This is a genomic window from Fictibacillus enclensis, assembly GCF_030123385.1.
GTDB classification, from domain to species: Bacteria; Bacillota; Bacilli; order Bacillales; family Fictibacillaceae; genus Fictibacillus_C; species Fictibacillus_C enclensis.
The window spans coordinates 1,759,328-1,779,878 of sequence record NZ_CP126109.1 but is presented as its reverse complement, the minus strand read 5'-3'; the positions used below and the strand labels follow the sequence as shown (position 1 = coordinate 1,779,878).

The 20,551-nt window shown below is 46.4% G+C and carries 13 protein-coding genes; 2 read left to right on the top strand and 11 right to left on the bottom strand.

From position 1 onward, the window contains the following. The first annotated feature begins 143 nt into the window (after positions 1–143). Positions 144–1,913 (top strand): B12-binding domain-containing radical SAM protein, encoded by a 1,770-nt coding sequence (locus tag QNH15_RS09525; protein WP_430667161.1) that lies wholly within the window; start codon positions 144–146, stop codon positions 1,911–1,913. Between the two features lie 16 nt (positions 1,914–1,929). On the opposite strand, the gene QNH15_RS09520 is transcribed toward QNH15_RS09525, so the two are convergent. After that, positions 1,930–3,099, bottom strand: a complete 1,170-nt coding sequence (locus QNH15_RS09520) for an efflux RND transporter periplasmic adaptor subunit (RefSeq protein WP_283894313.1) — start codon at positions 3,097–3,099, stop codon at positions 1,930–1,932. Between the two features lie 14 nt (positions 3,100–3,113). Then, positions 3,114–3,827, bottom strand: a complete 714-nt coding sequence (locus QNH15_RS09515) for a YIP1 family protein (RefSeq protein ID WP_283894311.1) — start codon at positions 3,825–3,827, stop codon at positions 3,114–3,116. Positions 3,828–4,113: 286 nt separating this feature from the next. Between QNH15_RS09515 and QNH15_RS09510 the strand changes: the two genes are divergently transcribed. Beyond that, positions 4,114–4,317 carry a Ger(x)C family spore germination C-terminal domain-containing protein gene (locus tag QNH15_RS09510; protein WP_283894309.1) on the top strand — a complete coding sequence of 68 codons (204 nt, stop codon included), beginning with the start codon at positions 4,114–4,116 and terminating at the stop codon, positions 4,315–4,317. 34 nt (positions 4,318–4,351) lie between these two features. Here QNH15_RS09510 and QNH15_RS09505 read toward each other — a convergent pair whose 3' ends face one another. The 9 genes from QNH15_RS09505 to abc-f all read right to left on the bottom strand — a co-directional run bounded on the left by QNH15_RS09505 (position 4,352) and on the right by abc-f (position 20,249). After that, positions 4,352–7,750: an AAA family ATPase gene (locus tag QNH15_RS09505; RefSeq protein ID WP_283894308.1), complete on the bottom strand. Its 3,399-nt coding sequence runs from the start codon at positions 7,748–7,750 to the stop codon at positions 4,352–4,354. Next, entirely contained in the window at positions 7,747–8,922 is a 1,176-nt protein-coding gene (locus tag QNH15_RS09500; protein WP_283894307.1) for a metallophosphoesterase family protein, read from the bottom strand. The genes QNH15_RS09505 and QNH15_RS09500 overlap by 4 nt, the downstream gene beginning before the upstream one ends. A 28-nt stretch (positions 8,923–8,950) precedes the next feature. Next, the gene (gene addA / locus QNH15_RS09495; RefSeq protein ID WP_283894305.1) at positions 8,951–12,712 is read right to left on the bottom strand and encodes a helicase-exonuclease AddAB subunit AddA; all 3,762 of its coding nucleotides are present in this window, start codon (positions 12,710–12,712) and stop codon (positions 8,951–8,953) included. After that, positions 12,709–16,206 (bottom strand): helicase-exonuclease AddAB subunit AddB, encoded by a 3,498-nt coding sequence (gene addB, locus QNH15_RS09490; RefSeq protein WP_283894303.1) that lies wholly within the window; start codon positions 16,204–16,206, stop codon positions 12,709–12,711. The genes addA and addB overlap by 4 nt, the downstream gene beginning before the upstream one ends. Before the next feature lie 114 nt (positions 16,207–16,320). Then, entirely contained in the window at positions 16,321–16,959 is a 639-nt protein-coding gene (locus QNH15_RS09485) for a serine/threonine-protein kinase (protein WP_283894301.1), read from the bottom strand. 46 nt (positions 16,960–17,005) lie between these two features. Further along, the gene (locus QNH15_RS09480; protein ID WP_283894299.1) at positions 17,006–17,374 is read right to left on the bottom strand and encodes a YhjD family protein; all 369 of its coding nucleotides are present in this window, start codon (positions 17,372–17,374) and stop codon (positions 17,006–17,008) included. Between the two features lie 24 nt (positions 17,375–17,398). Further along, a complete protein-coding gene (locus tag QNH15_RS09475; protein WP_074440460.1) occupies positions 17,399–17,602 on the bottom strand; it encodes a WYL domain-containing protein in 204 nt (67 codons plus the stop codon). Between the two features lie 112 nt (positions 17,603–17,714). Further along, positions 17,715–18,548, bottom strand: coding sequence for an STAS domain-containing protein (locus tag QNH15_RS09470; RefSeq protein ID WP_283894297.1), 834 nt, complete (start codon positions 18,546–18,548; stop codon positions 17,715–17,717). A 90-nt stretch (positions 18,549–18,638) separates the two neighbouring features. Continuing rightward, on the bottom strand, positions 18,639–20,249 hold the full coding sequence (gene abc-f / locus QNH15_RS09465) for a ribosomal protection-like ABC-F family protein (protein ID WP_283894296.1): 1,611 nt from the start codon (positions 20,247–20,249) through the stop codon (positions 18,639–18,641). Positions 20,250–20,551 lie beyond the last annotated feature (302 nt).

The window sequence follows — 20,551 nt, the reverse complement described above, 5'->3', positions numbered from 1 at the left end:
TTCCTAGCCTATAGTAAAACTATACCTCTCGAATAATTGAGACGTCAAAATATTCGGTTAACAAGAGCGTTTTATTTCCATGATCAACTATGCTAAAATTATATGTTGATTAAATCTAGCAGATATGAGGGATTGCCATGAACATTGTAGTGAGCACACTCAATGCAAAATATATTCATACCTGTCTGGCCCTCAGGTATTTAAAAGCGTACAGTGAACCGGATTTTCACGTAGAAATGGCCGAGTATACGATCAAGGACCCTGCCATTAACATCGTAAGTGACCTGTATATGAAAAAGCCTGATGTACTTGGCTTCAGCTGTTATATATGGAACATCGAAGAAACCATAAAAGTAATTGAGATGGTCAAAAAAATCAGCCCAGAAACAGCCATCGTTCTCGGCGGCCCGGAGGTTTCCTATGATGTTCCTCACTGGCTGGACCGGATTCCGGATGCCGATTTCATCATCGTCAATGAAGGCGAGATTTCCTTTAAGCATTTTCTTGCCGAACATTCAGGGGAAAAGCGCTATGAAAAAGTGGCCGGGCTTGCCTGGAGAAAAAATGGGAAACCAACAATCAACCCTCCAAGGGAAAAATTGGATCTTAAGACGGTCGCAACGCCCTACCGGTTTGAAGAGGACCTGGATCAGCTGTCCAAGCGGGTAACCTACTTTGAAACGAGCCGCGGTTGTCCTTACTCCTGTGCCTTTTGCCTTTCTTCCATTGAAGTCGGTGTGCGGTACTTTGACATCCAGAAAGTAAAAGACGATCTTATTTTTCTGATGGACAATGGCGCGAAAACGATTAAATTTGTGGACCGTACGTTTAACATCAAACGCGATTATGCCTTGGAGATGTTTCAATTTCTAATTGATAACAGACGACCGGGTGTTGTTTTTCAGTTTGAAATTACCGCGGATATCATGCGTCCGGAAGTTATTTCCTTTTTAAATGAACACGCCCCCGCCGGGTTGTTCCGGTTTGAGATCGGCGTGCAATCAACAAACGATCATGTCAACGAGCTTGTTCAGCGCCGGCAGAATTTTGAGAAACTGACGCGAACGGTCATGACCGTAAAAGAGGGCGGAAAAATTGCCCAGCATCTGGACCTGATCGCCGGTTTGCCGGATGAGGACTACCAGTCCTTCCGAAAAACCTTTAATGATGTATTCGCGTTTGGCGTGGAAGAAGTCCAGCTCGGATTCTTAAAAATGCTGCGCGGTACCGGCCTGCGCCTGACAGCTGATCGGCATGACTATGTATATATGAATCACTCGCCTTATGAGATTCTGGGCAACAATGTGCTAAGCTTTGATGATATTATCAAAATTAAGCGGGTGGAAGATGTGCTTGAAAAGTACTGGAATGACCACCGGATGGATGCCACACTGAACTACTTAATCTACCATGTGTTCCACTCTCCATTCGATTTCTTCCAGGAGTTTGGAGATTACTGGGAGAGCAAAGGCTGGTCCAGAATCGGCCATCAGCTGGAGGATCTGTTCGCCCGCCTGAAGGAGTTTTTAACGCAGCGCGGCACCCATAATGAAATCATAGAAGCTCTTATGAAGTACGATTACTTCTCACGAAAAAAACACCGTCCTCACCGTTCATGGTGGGAGGAAACACTTTCAAAAAGTGATCTCGAACACTATCACCGCTGGCTGAAGCACCATCCAGAACGTCTTTCTGACGCATTCAAATCATACAGTCTGAGTGAAAAGGATCTAATGAAGCACACGGTACTGGACCTTGTGCCATTTGATCTGAACCATTATTTAACAACCGGGGAAGTAAAAAAAGACCAGATTCTGTCCCTGATCTACTATCATCCCAAAACACACGAACCTGAGCACTACAGTATTTCTTTGAATCAAATTCAGCTGGAAGAACGTTCTGCTTTAAGTTAAACCAAAAAGGCTGCCCCTATTGTTTGGCAGCCTTTTTTGTGTCTTTTACGGGATCTTTTCTTTTGGTATCGTCTTTCTTCGTTTCGGAGGTAAATACTTCGGTATTTTCGGTCAGATAAGGTGTCGGGTTGGAAACAACGCTGTTGTTATATTTGATGCCTGATGTGATTTCGATCCATGAGCCATATTCCAAGCCGGTTTTTACAGGAACTTTTTTCAAATAGCCCTTTTCCACCATATAGACGGAGGTTTTTTGTTTTTCCTTCATCAGGGCAGTTTCCGGAATAACAACAGCATCTTCCTTGATCACTGGCTTCAGTTCAATCTTTACGGCCTGTCCTGTTTTAAATGGATGCTCCTGGTCGAATTTGACGGTAAAAGGGAAGATGGCTTTTCCTTTTACTTTTGTTGCCTCGCGAAATTCTGCAAGCGTCCCCTCCCATTTCTTTCCTGGTAATGCAGGGGAAACAATCGTGGTTTTCTCACCAGATTGGACAAGCATAGAATCTTTTTCATCCAGCTCTCCATTTATTTGAACATCATCGGTTGAAACCACCTCTACGACCGGTACGCCTGTATCGGATGACCCCTGGTTAACCGACTTGACTACTCCGGTTGTATTACTCTTGATGGAGAGATTTTCCTTTTCTTCATTCAGCTGGATCAGCTGGGTATCGACAGCTGCGGCACGAGTTGTTGCCAGCTCGCTTTTCATTGCCGCTTCTGATTGTTCTTTTTCCAAATCTGCTTTCTTTTTCACCGAATCGGGTTCATCAACCGGCAATGCATCGGCCTGGCTTTGTAGCTCGGTTTGCATTTCCTGATAGTGTTTTTCTTTAACGGTATATTCCTCTTTTTTTTGCTGCAAGTCCGCGATTTTATCGTCAAGCTCGGCATTTCCATACACAAACAGCACAGTGCCCAGTGTAACCTCGTCTCCCTCTTTGACCGCAATTTCTTTTACATAGCCAAGTTTTTCTTGCACGTAAAATTTTTCATTTTCCGAAGGTACAACGGCTCCCTCGGCTACAATGGTTCGTTTAATATCCATTACTCTCGCAGGAGCAAGGTGAACATTCTGCGCACGGGCAAAGGCACCCTCGTCCTTGGAAAAAATCCAGATATTGAATGCAAGCAACAATAATGAAAATACAGCAAGACCTGTCATCAGAATTCTTTTTCTCATGTTGATTGCCTCCATTATAATGTCAGCTGGCCATACTGCAGTGCATGGGTTATTGAGGACAACAGCATAAACCCTATGTATAAAAGCGATACAGCAGCAAAAATATAAGTTTTGGACTTATAGCTTGCCTGTTTCAGTCCCGCATACGTCAGATAAAAGGCCCAAACTGTAAACACCGACAAAAAAGCAAGCACCGAGATTAAAAAGGCATTATTGGAGAAATAGTTCGCTGCCACACCCAGGCTGAACGGGCTCCATACTTCATCCGTATTCAGCAATCCTTGAAAAGGAAGCTTGAAAACAGCAGAGATCATAAATACACAATACACGACAGATTGAAGGATAAAGAGCTTTTTAAAGCCCACATCCCTGAAAAAGGGAAGAAACACAATTGCCATAAAAGCAACCGCAATAACTGGCTTTACCAAACCGATAATCAGTCCGGCTACGAAAAGCAGGTATTTGCTTGCCTCCAGCTTGTTTTCCGTCAGATGAACGTCCTTGACGATGGGCATGTCGAGAAGATGATCTGAGGAAAGAAAGTAACTTATTGCGGTAATGAGAGCACTCACAATACAAATCATTAAAAAACGCAGAAAAAAACCTTCCGTTTGGTTGAAACGGCGGAAATAACCAAATTGCTCCCTGGGCCTAACCAGACTTTTTATAAGATGCACTTCACCCGGCAACGCATGGTCCCCCTCTACTTCTTCTTTTTTCTCCATCATATCACAATTTAATCCAATATTTTGTCCTGATTTGCCAAATAACGTAATTTTATTGCTACAAACGGTAACTGTTTGAATGATTTTAAACAATCATCACAAACTAGCAATAAACCATAATTCAACTAGGAGTGCATCATCATGAAATCGAGGAAAAAATGGTCCCAGCAGTTATATAAAACACCAGAAGACCCTCCTATTCCCTCCACTGCCTCTTTATCACAAAATGTGGAGTATTTGAAAAGCTCTTGTTTTTATACAGATGATCTTATTACAAGGAATCTTAACTATGAAAACAAACCGGGCACCAAAGACCAACCGTGTGCTTACAAAAATGCAAAAAGCGAATTCCGATACGCTTGGTATCGGGCGTGAACTGATCGCCTACCACCCTGATCTGTGGAAAAAAACCGACTGGGAAAAGGATTACCCCAACATCGACCTTTCGGCCAAAGTGACCGTCAACATCGTCGATCACGGAATCATCAATTAAAAACGCACTTGGATGACGACCAAGTGCGTTTTTTCTATGTTTGTTCTATAGCGACTCTGCTGCCGTTGCCTTCGCCGTTGGCCGGAGTGACAATCAGCTTTTTCGTCAGTCTTGCTTTTAATTCCGGAACATGTGAAATAATGCCGACCGACAAGGCGTTCATATGAAGTTTCTCCAGCGCAGTAACGACCGTATCAAGCAGTTCCTGATCCAGTGTTCCAAAGCCTTCATCCAAAAAGAAAAACTCCAGCGGGTATTTACCTCTCAGTTGAATCTGGGTGGAAAGCGAAAGAGCCAGTGCCAGGGAGGTCAGGAATGTTTCACCGCCGGATAGTGTAGATACCGGCCGTTTCACCCCTCCATTGGCATCGTCCCTGATGACGAAGCCATTGGATGAATCAACCTCGATTGCATATCTGCCCCTGGTCAGCTGTCCAAGACGATTGGAAGCATCTCTTGACACCTGAATCAATTGCTCCTCTGCCACGAACTCGACAAAGCTATTGCCCCTGAACACGGCTTGAAGCTTTCCAAGCGTTTTCAGTTGGTTTTCCGTTTTCTTTCTTTCCTTTTCCAGCACTTGATAACGCTCATGCTTGGTTTCAAGTGTCTTGTAGTATTGTCCCGTTTCACCCATTTTTTGGACAGCATTCTGCAAGTCTTCTTTCATAGCCTTTAGAGATGATGTCAGTCCGTTCCATTGTTGCTCTGTTAAGGTTTGCCCGTTCAGCTGTCTCAGCAGTTTTTCTTTTTCGGAAGCATTTCGCTTGAAACTGTCAAAGTGCCTTTCGATTTCTGTCTGCCATTCTTGCTGTTTCAAACGGTTTGCCAGACTTCTCCTTAAGTCTGGCATATCTGTGAACGGAGAAGAACTTCTTTTTTCCTCCCAAATCGCCAAAGCTTCTGTTTTCCGTTGACCGCTTCTTTCTTTTGCATCCTGCGCCGAACGCCAGTCTTTGTCCAGAGCATGGTAAGCATCGATCGCCTTCTGACGGCTGGTTTCCAGCCGATTCACCTGTTCTGTCAAACGTTTGAGGCTGTTCTCTGTGTCAGCAAGCCTTGCCTTACATGTTTGATCTCCTGCGATCCGGTTCACTTTTGCTCGTAAACCACGGCTGTCTTCGCGTAAACTCGCAAGCTCTGATTCCAGCTTAGCGATACTTTTTTCAATCTCTGCAACATGCTGTCTGCACGTTTCGATGATTTTTTCTTTTTCTTCAATAAAGGGAACGGATTTAACCAATCCTTCCTCAATCTTTTCGCGTTGGGCATCCAGTGTACGAATGCGCTCTTTTTCTTTTTCTACCTGATCAACGGGAAAATCGGGAAATTCTTTTTGCCACTTGTTTTGCAGTGCTTCCAAGGCTTTCTCTGTTTTTTCCAGTCTTTGCCGGCGTTCCTGGTCTTCTTTTTGAGCAGAAGACATCTGGGCTTTCACCGTCGCTTCTAGGGAAGAAAGCTCTCTATATTCTGCTCCGACTTTTTTTACCGCTTCATCCGCCTCAAGCACATCCTGACGTAACCCTTTCACTTGAGTTAACGTTTGGGTCAGCCACTCTTCCAGTTGTGCGAGTGATTGCGGAAGTACGGATGGAGAATGAGAAGGAAGGCTGCTTGCAGCGGCTTCCGGCTCTTCCATGTATTGCTGAAGGCTCTCTGACAATCGTTCCAGCGTGCTTTTCATCATATAGATTTCTTTTTCCAATGAGCCCGCCTGTTTTTGGATTTCCCTCACCATATGGATCTGTTGTTCTAGCTCCTGATCCGGTTCATAGTGCCGGATGGGATCTGGATGCTCGGTTGAACCGCACACCGCGCATGGCTGCCCGGCGGCTAGCTGCTGAGACAGACGGGATGCAAGCTCCCTTACCTGATCCTTTTCTCTTCGTTCTGCCAACTGTTCTTCATATTGAGCAGCATGGTAAGACAATTGTTCCTGGACGTATTGAACCTCCGACACCTCATGAAAAACAGCAAGAACCTTCGAGCTGGACTGGTGAATTTTTGTTTCAAGCTGCTCTTTCCTGCCTTTGAACCTGTGAAACTCGTCGATGGAGCTTTGATGCAGCAATCCGGCTTGATCCACTGCTTTCTGCGCTTCTGATACCTGCTTTGCTTCATACTCCAAGTTCAATGCCGCTTCTTGTGCCCGGTTGATTTTGTCCCGTTCTGTTGAAGAAATGATCGTTTCCTTTAATTGTCTCTGCAGTTCGTTCTGTCTATCGACCGCTCGATGCAGCAGACCCTCGGCAGCCTTTTGTTTGGACGCTACCGCTTCCTGCTTCTGCAGCTGGTCGTTGAGCTGTTGTTCCTTCTCCCCTGCCGCTTGTTCTTTCGTTTCCGCTTCCTTTTCCATTTCCATGGCAGAAAGCAGCTGCTCCCGCCTGGAAATCAGTGAAGGCTCTTGATCATCTTTTTCTTTTTTTGCAGCTTCATACGTTTTCTGAACTTTATCCGCAATGCTTTTAGCCTCTGCCGTTGCCTGTCTTAAATCCTGCTCTTTTTTATTGCAGTCTTCCGCTTCCTTTTGAGCTTTTTCAGCTTCATCACCATATGGGTTCAACAGGTCGGCAAGCCTTGCCCTCTCCAGCTTTTGTTCAAGACCCTGGATTAGGCTTGCATTTTGCTGAAGATTTTTTTCCTCATCTTCAACCTCTTTTAAGTGCTCTTGAGCCTGCCATACTTGCTTGTTCTTTTCATATCTTCGTTCTTCTTCCTCAGCATGGCTTCTTTTGTGTTCTACTTCTTCCTTTGCCTCTTTCCAGACCTTCTCAGCTTCTTGCAGCGCTTCCTTGGATGCGTCGCCAAGACCCGCCTGTTCAGCGGCCAGATGTTCCATTTCCGTCCTGGACTTTTCCACCCGTTTTTTCAGCTTTTGATTTAATTGGTCTCCGTACTTTTCGAGCTGAAAAAGCCGCTGAAGCATCTGTCTCCGCTCTGCACCTTTCAGAGATAAAAATTCAGCAAACTTGCCTTGAGGAAGGACAACTGCCCGGGTAAAATCCTCAATCGTCAATCCCAGGAGCTCCTGAACCTTCTGTGTAACATCCCGTTCCTTATCTGCCTGCACCGTCCACTCCCCATTTTCCAAAAAAAGGAGCCGGCAGGTGCTTGTCCGGATCGTATGATCTCCGCTTCGCTTATAATTCCGCTCAATCCTGTACCGTGATAAGTTTTCTCCGGCACCCAGTTCGAAGGCAAAGGACACTGACAGCTCATTTTCTGCGTGGTTCAAAATCCCTTGAGTTCCGCCTGCGGCCCGCTCGACTTTGCCGTAGAGCGCGAGTGTGATGGCATCAAGTATGCTCGACTTGCCGCTTCCGGTCGGACCGAAAATCCCAAAGACCCCACCGCCGCACAGCTGATCAAACTCTATCGTCTGTTTTTCCCGGAAACTTTGAAGTCCTGCAACCTGCAATCCTACCGGTCTCATTCTGCTGCACTCCTTTCCTCATCCTCATCCGAGATCAGCTCTAGAAACAAGGACAGGACGTTCTCGTCAGGCACACCGCCTCCGGTTTGCCGTTCGTAAAACGTTTTGAACAGCTCATCGATTGGCAGATTCTTTTGTACAGACGTCTCCTGCTCCCTTGTTCCTTCAAATGCAGGTTTAATATGAATAATTCCTTTATGCGCTTTCCGGATAGCTTGAATGTCCTCCATCGCAATACTGTCCTTTACAGTAATCGACAGATCTACCCATGCCTTGCTCGGACAGACTTCATCCAGCCATTGATGGACGTCTGCCACACCGTTCGCATGATAAACCATCAAAGGGTGTCCGCATGTGAGCGGTATTTCCCTGATGGACGCTTCCTTGCCAGGTGCCAGATCCACTATGGTTACAGACTTTGTATGTCCCGCTTCAGAAAAACTGTAACTTAGCGGCGATCCCGAATAGCGGGCGGCTGTTTTGGCCCGTTTGACGTTTTGAGGCCGGTGAAGATGACCGAGCGCAACATACTGCGCCTTTTGGGGAAGCGTTTCTGCAGCAACGGTGTAGGCTCCGCCAATATGTACAGGCCGCTCCGAGTCACTTTCGTTGCTGCCTGCAACATACAAATGACTCATCGCAATATTCACAGCCTGGGGGTCAAACCATTCTGTCATCCTATTAAAATACTGTCTGACCCAGTTGTCATATTGATTTCTTAAATGCAACTCCTCTCCTGTATCTGACAGAACTTCCTTCAAACGAGATTCGGACGGATAGGGAAGCGCACAGATATTGAGCTTTTCCTGTGTCCGTTCAATTCCATAGGAATAAAGCTGTGTTGTTGGAAGTCCCACCAGTGTAATTCCCAGGTTCCCCGACAACGGGGAAGAAGCCGCCAGCCGGTCGGGATGATCGTGGTTTCCGGCAATGGCAATCACAGGGCGTCTGCCGCGGTCACTCAGCCTGGCCATGCCGTCATAAAACATTTGCTCTGCCGCCGCCGGCGGATTGACCGTATCAAATACATCGCCTGCCATGATGATGGCATCCACCCTTTCCTCCTCTGCAATCTGTACCAGCTCATCAAGGAACTGCTGTTGTTCTTCCAGCCTGCTGCGGCCTTCCAGCGTTCTTCCCAGATGCCAGTCAGCTGTATGAAGCAGCCTCATTGCGCTTCCTCCTTTTCTCGTAGAAACTCTATTTAACTTCTAATAAATGTGCCCCATCAAAGAAATACAAATAGCTTGCCTTGACCGGTTTTTTCAAAATACGTTCAATGGCTTTGCCATACAGTTCAAGCTGTACTCTGTACCTTTCAAGCAAAACGGGCCTTGCCCCTTCAAACCCTCCTGAAAAACGGTTCGTAATAGCATCGGTTTTATAATCTATTAAAAGAAAGCCGTCTTCTTCAGGAACAAGACAGTCAATGACCCCTTGTACAAGAATTCTTTCATTTGTTGTTTCATTCCAGCCCAAGGCCGCTTCTTCTACAGGAAGAGCCATGTTAAACGGCATCTCGCGAATAACTTCCGTTGCTTGTGTTACTTTTTTGCCGATTTCGGTTTCAAAAAAGGCCGAAATTGCAAAGGCATCAACATGATTTGCCTGTTCCCTTGTCAGCAGCTCCATGGCCACCATCTCTTCCAATAGCTCGTTCACATGGTCCGGAGTTACCGGACGGGATAAATCGATGTGCTGCATGACCGCATGCATCGCAGTTCCCCGTTCGGCAGCCGTCAGCGTTTTTTCTTGCATGAACCGTGGACGGCTGGCCTGGGTGGAGGAAAATCCCCCTGTTAATTTACTGCCGTTGTATTCATCATCAATGTATTGATACTGACGCTTCAGTTCTGTCACGGACTGTTTTGATAAGGTGGCAGTGGAGGCCTGATGCTCGTACTTCCAATTTAAACGCCGCTCCACTTCCTCTTGTTCTTTAGAAGTGATCGCCACCGGATCGTACTCCCGGATCATAGAAAGAATTTCTTCCTGAAGAGCTTTTCTTCCTTCACTTTCTTCTTCATAATGAGCGGCATCAAAGGTCTTGACCTTCCATTTGGCGGGATCTGTGTATACTTCTCCCCTTCCTGTCTGAGCAGCCGGGAGCAGCTTCCTGAGCTCTCCGCCATCCTTGTGCCGAATGACAGAACGGCCAATCCAGTCAAGGTATGTTTTCGCCTGCGAGCGCTCATAGTCCGGCAGCACCCAGTCTCCGCTTTCCAGTACATCTGCCCATTGTCCAACGGACTTTTCCAGGTCATTAAGCGTACCGAGAAGATACAGTTTTTCTTTTGCCCGCGTCAGAGCCACATAGAGCACCCTCATTTCTTCAGCGAGCAGCTCCATTTTTTTTCTGCGCAATATGGCAAGCTGGGGCAGTGTCGGATAGGCGACTCTATACCTTGGATTGATATACCGGGTTCCAAGTCCAAGTTCTTTATGCAGCAAAACAGTTTCCTTGAGATCCATCGTATTAAACTGCTTATTTAATCCTGCAGCAAAAACAACGGGGAACTCCAGGCCTTTACTTTTATGAATGGTCATTACCCGGACAACATCTTCCTGTTCACCAAGCGCACGGGCAGCTCCGAGGTCTCTTCCGCGGTCTTGCATTCGCTCAATAAATCGAAGAAAGCGGAAAAGCCCGCGGAACGACGTTTTTTCATACTGTCTGGCACGATCGTACAACGCCCGCAAGTTGGCCTGGCGCTGTTTGCCTCCCGGAAGGCCGCCGACAAAGTCAAAATATCCCGTTTCCCTGTAGATCCGCCAAATGAGATCGGCCAGAGACCCCTGCCGCGCAGCTTCTCTCCATTGGCTCAGGTTTTTCGTAAAATGAGCCACTCGGCTGCGGACATTTTCATCTTCACCGCTGTTTAGATACTCAGTAAGGGCATCAAAATAAGTTCCCTTGCGGTCAGCAAGTCGCACAGACGCCATCTCGTCTCCTGTCAAACCGACAATGGGCGACCGCAGTACCGAGGCAATCGGAATGTCCTGCAGCGGGTTGTCAATCACCTTCAACAAAGACAGCATAATACTGACCTCAATGGCTTCAAAATATCCGGTCGAGAGCTCCGCATAGGCCGGAATTCCCTGCCGTTTAAATTCCTCCAGGATAATAGGGGCCCACGTGCTTGTGGCGCGAAGAAGGATGACAATATCTTTGTATTTTACCGGCCGCATTCCACCGGTGTTTTTATCGAGCACCTGGTACGGCAATTCTCCTTCAGTCCCAATGAGTTGTTTGATTTTTTCCGCCATCACCCTCGCTTCCAGGATGACGGTTTCGCTGTCTGATTTTTCGCTTTCGCCGGTTGCCTCTCCATCTTCATCCCTTACAGGAGAGCTTTTATTGATCAAGAGAAGTTCTGCTTCTGCACTCTCAGCTTCCGGATAATACTCCGCACCGAAAGACAAGGCAGCTTCACTGCTGTATTCAATTTCGCCCACGGATTCGTTCATGATTTGTTTGAAGATATAGTTGGAGGCGTCCAGCACTTCGTTTCGGCTTCGAAAGTTTTTTGCCAGATCGATCCGCAAGCCCGCACCTTCACCCGGGATTTTGCCAAATTGCTTGTATTTTGAAAGAAAAAGACCAGGCTCCGCCAGGCGGAACCTGTAGATGCTCTGTTTCACATCGCCTACCATGAACAAATTGCCTTGAGCCGTGTTTCCTTTGCTCACAAGCCGGACAATCGTTTCCTGTACCAGGTTGGTATCCTGATATTCATCCACCAGTACTTCCACAAAGCGATTCCGGTATTCCTGCGCTGCCGGGGTGGGTACAGGATTCTCGATCGTTGAAGATGGCTGCTTCAGGATTTCCAGACAAAAATGTTCAAGATCACTGAAGTCCAGCAGCCCCTTTTCCTGCTTTTCTCTTAAAAAACGGATGCCAAATTCCTGTACAAGCTCTACAAGACATTTGACGACAGGCGCCATTTCCTCCAGATGAATCACATAGGACTCCGGCGGCCTGCTGAATAGATCGTCTTTTATGGCATTGACCCTTTTCTTCACCTGATCCCGCATTTTTTTGACATTTTCTTTAATAACAGGATCCACTTCTTTTCCTCGAACCTGCTTCATGGTTGCGAACGAGCCGTCACTGAATACATCATACAAGTCCTGCCAGGATTGCCCCGCCGCTTCTTCCAGGCGTTTTAAATAGGCGAGGTCATTTTCGAGTGTTTCGCCATATGGCGCAGGACCTTCCGGTGAACGGGCTGCTTTTAACGCACGGTCCAGAACATTTCCCAAACCTCTTAGCTGCATCGCCACATCCTCAAGCAGCTCTTTTGTCCAGGGCAGATCATCAATGTTCTCTGCTTTCACATCATACTGGGCAGCCATTTGATTGAGCCAGAGGTCCGGGTCTGGATGGCTTCTCGAAAAATCATACAGTTTTAAGATGAGGCGCTGCAGCTCTGCATCGTTACGGTCTGAACTGTAGGCATCCACCACATTAAAGAACACCTGGTTATTTTCTTTGCTGTACTCCTCTTCAAACAGATCTTCCAGGACTTCCTGCCTGATCAGCTCTGCTTCTGTGTCATCGGCAATACGAAATCCCGGATCAAGATCAATTTGGTAGTAATACTTTCTCAGGACTTCAATGCAAAAGGAATGCAGCGTTGAAATCGAGGCTTTGTTCAACAGTCCCAGCTGTCTTCGCAGATGAAGCGAAGCAGGATGAAGGGAAAGCTCCTTTTCAATCGCATCCCCAATCCTTTTCCTCATTTCAGCTGCTGCAGCATTGGTAAACGTTACAATCAGCAGACGGTCTACATCAGCAATTTCTTGTTTGATCATGGTGATAATCCGTTCAACCAGCACCGCTGTTTTACCGGAACCGGCGGCTGCGGCCACAAGAATATCCTGCCCTCTCGCCTGAATGGCCTGCCACTGATCATCCGTCCACAGGCTGTCTTTTGGTTTTTCCGCAATTTTAATCATTCGCCTTCTCCTCCTTCCTCACGCATTTTGGCCAGGATCTCATCATCGTTTTCCTGCTTTAACAGACGATACTGATTTTCTTCCAGTGACTGATCAAACTGGCACACAGATCTGTAGGAACAAAATGTGCAAGGCATTTTGTTTTTCATTTGATAGGGCGCAATATCGATGACACCTTCGGTAATGTCTGTGCCCACCTCTTTGATCACCTTGCGGACATATTGGGTCATGGTGGTGAAATCTTCTTCGGTCGCGACCGAAGAATGGGTTGGATGAAATCCTTTTGACGTCAAGGAAACAGGAATAATGTCCGATTTTTTTTCAAAGACGGTATCCATCAGCTGTACCGTTTCCGTATCGGCCAGTACCAGGCCTTTCATCTTAAACCGTTTGAAAAGCTCCTGCTGTACCTCTTCAAGAGTGAGCAATTTCTTTTGTGACAATAACGGATTATGAACATGAAAATACAGCACTCCGGCGGGATGCGCTTCTTTTCCAAGCCACTCCACGGAATGGCTGATCACAACATCAAGGTATGTCAGCATCTGCAGGGCAATCCCGTAATACACCTCGGAAAGGTTCAAACCGGTTGAACTTGATTTGTAGTCGATGATTCGAAGCATCAACCCCTGGGACCCTTCCGCTGAATCAACACGGTCGATCCTTCCAATTATCTCCATGGAAGTTCCGTTTGGAAGTGTATATTTAAGAGGCGGAAGCGGCTGCTGTTTTCCGAATCCCAGTTCAAGACCCACCGGTGAAAAACCGCTCACCCGCGCATGCTCGCTCAGCATATGAGATGCTCTGCCCACGATGTCACTCAGTTTGTTTTTGATATACAGATGGCGGTTGGTTGATAGCAGAATCTGGCTTTGCAGTTTTAATGCAAGGCTGTCCACCACTTCTCCCGCAAGCCTGTAGCAGTCTTTCATGGACAGATCACGCCAGGTCATTTGATGGGTTCCCAAATAGTCGTCCATGTTTTTTAATGCCGCATGAAAAAGCTGGCCGATATCGGGAGCTTCAAGCCGGTACAGCCTTCGTTCCTGAAGTTTCAGCCCATATGAAAGAAAGTGCGAAAATGCACACGACTTCTGAAGCTCCATTCGTGATACGCTCGCCGTTATTGCATCGCCATATAATTCTTTCGTGACGGAAGAAGACAGTTTTTTCTCCTGGTTGTAATAGAAAAGACTGCCCAGCACCGTTTGTCCAAGCCACTTCCATTGGTCTTGTGCTGTCGTCCAATTGTATACATCCCACCACAGTCCTGAAATCGGGTACCCCTTCTTCCACTCCCGCAGCTGGGTGTTCAAGTGGGAAATCGCCTTTTGCGGATGATGGATGTAGGAAAGATCATTGCCATACTCCGGATCATTTTGGATAAAGGTTTCCGTAATTCCGGGAAAGAGAGATTTGACCCTGTTGATCACCATGGAAGGAAGAAGGTTTTTTCCTTCTTCGTCAGCAAGCGGATAATAAATATACAGCTTGTCCGTTGCGTTCGACAGCGACAGATAGATCAGAAACTGCTCATCAAGGAGCTGCCGTCTCGCACCTGGCGCAAGCGCCACTCCGTTCTTTTCGAGCAGATCGCGGTCATCTTCTGACAGGATGCCATCGTCCTTTGGTTTGGCGGGTAGTATACCGTCATTCACACCAAGTACAAAATGGCATTTCACACCCGAATAACGGGACCTGTCCATGGTACCAGCCAACACTTGGTCGATCGCCGGAGGAACAAGCGCGAACTTCAGGCTTTCCAGGCCTGTATCGAGCATTTTGATCCACAGTTCAAGCTTTATCGCTTCACTTCCTGTAATTTCAACCATTTCATCCAAAAGCTCAACGACCGCATCCCAAACCTGATCATGTTCGCGCGCCATGCGAAGCCTTCCCTCTTCCTGCGCTTTGCGGCTGAGACGCTCCAGCTTGGCCGGAATATGAAGACGCTCCAGGTAAACAAACAGCACTTCACAATAATCCCTTACCGTTTCCGCCTTTTTCAGATCCCGGGATAGCTTGTCCAGCGGTGACACGATCATATGCCGAACTTCATTCAAAACTTCCTGTTTATGGACCTCTTCATCAGTCTGAACGAATTGATGTTCTTCAAGTGCCTGAAAACGCTGCACCTTCCAGGGCTTTTTATCCTTCCAACGTGTGCCCTGTATGCCATAAGCCAGAACATAATTTTCAAGCTCATCCATTTCATGCCTAAGCTTCGAGGAGGTATACTCGCTGTTTTCCGGATAGAGCAAGTCCGTCTTAACCGCACGGAATACGGATTCGTAACGCCAATTGGCCGTGACCGTTTCAAGAGAAGAACGGATCAGTTCAATAAGCGGATGGTGAAGCATCGGTTTCTTTTGATCCAGAAAGACAGGAATCTCATACTCTTCAAAAACTGTTTCAATCAGATCCTGGTACTCATTCATGTTTCGGATTGAAATGGCGATATCTTTAAATCTGTATCCCTTGTCACGTACCAGGGTAAGGATTTCCCGTGCAGCTCCCTCTACCTCCGCACGCCTGTTGACCGCTGAAGAAATGGATATATCATTTGAAAAACCAAATTCCAGCGCAGGCCGCTGCTCATACTGGCTTTCAAGATGGGCGAGCGAGGGGCTGCCATTAAACCTCGGACACTCCTCAAGGACAACCGGCTCCTCTTCCATCACACCTTCTTCTTTGGCAATCTTGCGGATAACCGAGGAGGTCTTTTTCGGGGTATAAAAAAGATCCAGCTCATGCGGATTTTCAGTACTTTTCCCTGCATCGAGGGTCAGTGCCACGGTGACACGGCGGGCATGCTTTAGAAGCATGCTCAGCACTTCCAGTTCCTGCGGTGTAAATTGGTGAAAGCCGTCTATGTAAAAATCGGCCTGTTGAATGTATTCCGAGTGAGGGATTTTTTCAGCAAGCAGCCTCAAATAATCCTCATTATCCATGTACTTGTAAATTAACGCCTTTTCCATCTCTCCATAAATAAGGGCCAGATCTGAAAGTTTATCCCTGAGCACACTACCTTCATCTGTGCCCGAGAAACTCAAAAGAGTTTGTGCATTCCATTCCAATTGCTCCGGGTTCACACAGTACCGCTTGAATTCCGTAATCATGGTTTCCATCAGCGAATAAAAGCCATTCTGTTCCGAAGCCTTCTTAAACACTTTCAGTTCCTGCTTTTTATTTTCGATAATCTTTCTGAGCATCATGTTCATGCCGACACTTGTAATATGAAGCCGCGTCATCCCGCCGACATCGCCAAGGATCTTCCATGCCAGACGGGAAAAACTGAACACCTGGGCACGCATCATACCATCGAGACCAGGTGTTTTTGCCAATTCATATTCAGACTGAAACGTCATCTGTTCTGGTACCAAATAGATAATCGGCCGGCCTTGCGGCTGTTCAAAAAGAGAGTCTCTGATCTCTCCCAGACTGCGTTCCGTCTTTCCGCTTCCAGCCCTTCCCAGAATAAACCGCAAACTCATAAACTCACCTCTGTCAAACTGTTAATCTTATTTTATTATCTCATAAAACGGCCTGTAAAAGAATGATAGGGACACTCTAAAAACCTGCTCCGGTGTTGTGTAAAAGAGCAGGCATTAACGGCTTCGTTTCCATTTTTTGTACCACCTGTAGCCGATCCTGACTGCATTTAAAACAGGGTACGGCAGTTTAACAGGATAGTTATAAAAAACAGGAAGATACACTCTATAGTAAGCTTTTCTTAAATCGTTCCATTTCGAGCATTTTTCTCGTTTGCAAAAGTCAGAAACATCCACAATGATGCCCCGCCCATCCAGCAGCATAACGTTCTTGCCATGCACATCCCGGGGAAAAAGACCAAGGCCCCGTGCGTAAGACAGGGCGTTATCCACGTCACGTATCACCGTCTCCGGAATTTTTATTCCTTTATGAAGACAATCATAGAGAGTTACTCCTTTGATCCTTTTGAGAATCAAATGGCGTTCACCATAGCCATAGCATTGGGAATAGGCAGGGTGTTCACCAAGGGTCTCGTACACAAGGATCTCTTCCCGCAGCCCTTCAGGATTTCTGCCGTAAATTTTAACAACGAGGTCCGGAAATTCGGGATGAAGAAAAACAGCAGCATAATTTCCGCATCCTACCACTTTCCATGGTTCGGGATGAGTGAGCACTTCTACAGGGTCGCCCGGATCCCGGCTGACTATTTTTGTGTTTTCCGTTAATTCCTCTGCCAACTTCATGTACGTTTTCATGGTTCACCTTGCCGATCATTCAGTCTCCGGCGTCAAGCCTGATTTGCTATTTTCGCTCTACCAGCGTACCAAAAAGAAAGTGTTTCATCAGCAATTCTGCCTTATTCCGGAGATGTACATTGGGAAACCTCATAACTTCCTGATAGCCTCTGATAAAAATCTGATATTCGGTCATATCATCAACCGGCCTCCCATCCGCTACTTTGATCTTCCGCTGCACCATCTCTTTTTTCACGTCCCTCAGCTCAAAACTGATGGCATTCATTACATTCTCTACCAAGGTAATATAGGGCTGCCTTAATTTAAAGGGGGACTGTGCGATCACTTTTAAATCCCGATTAAAAATGGTCAGGAGCATGGGGTACATAATATACTTATCCACCAATACTCGGTCCGTTTCATCACCATATAACATCTTCCGCTTCCTCCACCATCTGTATTAAGCCGTGTTTTTTGCCACAGACAATATATTCGATACTTTAAACGTTCGTATTTGCCTGCGCAGACAGCAAAAAGCGGTTAATGTTTCTTTGTCACAGGAAATGGGATAAACCATACGCTGAGTAAACTGACCGCGGCCAGATTGATAAATAATCATAAAAGGATTTCGTTCAGAAACATAACGCGCCAGCAATGAATTCATAACAGCCACCGCCTTGTTCGTTATTTATTTACAGTATATGCGAACAAACGTTCTTTATGCAACTAGAAAAATATGCCTATCCTTCATAAGGATAGGCATATTGCCATAGTGATCATACGTTTTGAAGCAACTTCTTTTGCTGGAGCGCCTGATGCAGGCTTCCCGCTATGGAAAACCCTTCAAAACTTATCCCTAAGGAAACCACCGTCTGTGCGAGTTCAGGGCGCATACCGGTCAATGTAACGGCCACACCCAGGAGCTTCAGTGAAGTAATGACCTGAAACAGATTATGTGCAACCATAGTATCAATCACCGGAACACCAGAAAGATCAATAAACAGGTGATCGATTTTCATTTCTACGCATTCGTTCAATACGATTTCCATGATCAGCTTCGAACGGTGAGTATCAATAGATCCGACAAGAGGCAAGATACCGACTGAATCCGTGAGGCGCACCACAGGAACAGAAAGCTCTTCCAGTGCTTCCCGGGCCAGGCCAAGCAAATGATTGTTATAGTCTACGTAGGCGACGCTAAAGGAATACACCACTTTGTCCAGTAGAGGATCAATGATTTGAACAGCTTTCATCGCCGTTTGGCCAGTATATCCGTGCTTTGCCACTTCCGTGCTGATGAAATCCAATATGGTCGATCTGTAATAGCGGGTAGTATCAAGAGCAGTATCCAGCGACAATTGAATCTTCACCGCAACTTCTCCACTTTTTTTACCCCAGTCCAAAAACTTTTTTTCAGATTGGGCAAGGTCTGAAAACAATGCTTCACCTAAATATTGAAACAGTTCGATCCTCCAATCGATCAAAAGCTGCTTTTGTCCATCGTCCGATGGGTTGATGCCATTTTGGATTCTGTTTTTAGTGACAATGGCCGCAAGTTCCTCTTTATGCTGTATGATGCAACTTCCAAGTTCCTTTAACTCTTTGTCCATAAGTAACAAACCCCTCATGTCTTGCAGTATGATTGTATCTATCACATACAATATCCCCGCCATCCAATGAAACAAAACAGGGAAAACCGATTAACGCTGCTGCCTCGCCTGATCATACGATCCAAGATATTCATCGATATAGCCCTCATTCAGCCACGCAATCCGGTTAAACAGCTTATTTAAAAAGTACCGATCATGAGAAACGGCCACTACCGTTCCGGTAAATTCCTCAATCGCATCTTCCAGAACTTCTCTTGAATCGATATCCAGATGGTTGGTCGGTTCATCCAGGAGAAGAAAGTTCACATCCTGATGAACCAGCTGTGCGAACCGGAGCCTGGTTTTTTCTCCCCCACTGAGGTCTTTTACCTTTTTAAACACATCCTGTCCGTAAAATAAAAACTTCGACAGGAGATGCCTCGCCATTCCTTCATCAACAGCCACCGCATCACGGAAGGCTGAGAGAACCGTATCTTCCGGCTGATGACTTATCCCGCTTTGCGAGAGGTAGCCGAACTTAACGGAGGTTCCGACTTCCATTGATCCTGTTGTCTTGTGCCACCCCATGATGGCTTTTAGCATCGTGGACTTTCCTGTACCATTATTGCCCACGATAGCAACTTTCTCCCCGAACCGTATAAAAAGGTCTACCTGCTTTAAAACCTCTCTTCCTCCAATGATCGTTCCCACTTCGATCAAAGACAGAGCATCCTTACCGCTGCGGTCTTTCATTTGAAAGGCCATCTCTGCTTTTCGGCGCTGCAGAATGGGGCGTTTGATCTTGTCCATTCGCTCGACGGCGCGCTCCATACTGCGTGCACGGCGGTGGAGATCACCATTGTCGCCCCGAATGGCCCATTCACGCAGCCGTTTAATCGCTTCCTGCATTTTTTTTATTCGCTTCTGCTGCTCCTGATACTGAGCAAACTCGGCGAGGAGGCGCTTTTCTTTTTCCTCTGAAAAAGCGGTATAGTTGCCGTGATAGAGAGTCAGTTGACCATCCTCGAGATCATAGACCTTGTTCACTGTACGATCCAAGAAATAACGGTCATGGGAAATGCAAACCACTGCCCCCTTGTATTTTAATAAATAATCCTCAAGCCATTCCATTGTCCGCAAATCCAAATGGTTGGTCGGTTCATCAAGCAAAAGCAGGTCAGGCTCCTGCAGGAGAAGGCAGCCGAGTCCCACTTTGGTCTTTTCACCTCCACTGATGGAGGAAAACGGTTGGTTTTGAATCTCTTCCAGTCCGAGCCCTTTTAGAATGCCGTTAATTTTGGACTCAATGGAATAGCCACCCATGGCCTCGTATGCTTCCTGCAGGCTGTAAAGCTGGTTCAGCCACTTACCCAGTTGCTTTTCATCACAATCACTCTTCATTTTTTCAGTTAAAGCATGGATTTTTTCCTGTATCTCACGCTGTTCGGAAAACGACTGCATAAACACATCATTTACAGCAGCCTGATCGGATTGAACCGGGATCTGTTCCAGATAACCTGCAGTTGCTCCCTTTTTTAGATGTATCTCTCCTCCATCCGGCTGCTCGGCCCCTGTCAGCAGTTTAAACAAGGTACTCTTCCCGGTTCCATTACGGCCCACCAGGCCGATACGGTCTCCTTCGTGAATCTCCAGTGATAAGTTATTAAAAACAGCATGGCCGCCAAAACTTTTTGCCAGGCTGTATGCAGAACATAGCATCATAGGTAACACTCCTTAAATTTGGTGGTTACCCATCCCAAAGGGTCAAACACTGGCTGGAACAGCTGCTGCATAACCTTTTGCAATACAAAAAAACCAGGTTTTTTGCCAAAGTAAAAAAACAAGTTTTTTTGCAAACAAAAAAAACCATGAGCAAGTACTCCTGCCCATGGTTTGTCCGTAATAAAAGGATGGGTATGGAAAAACTTACTGATGTACGCATATTGTATGAAAATTGGACAGACTTCTCCTGTCATCAGTCATTTCATGTGTTATCGAACGGACTTCAACTGTCAGCCAATCAA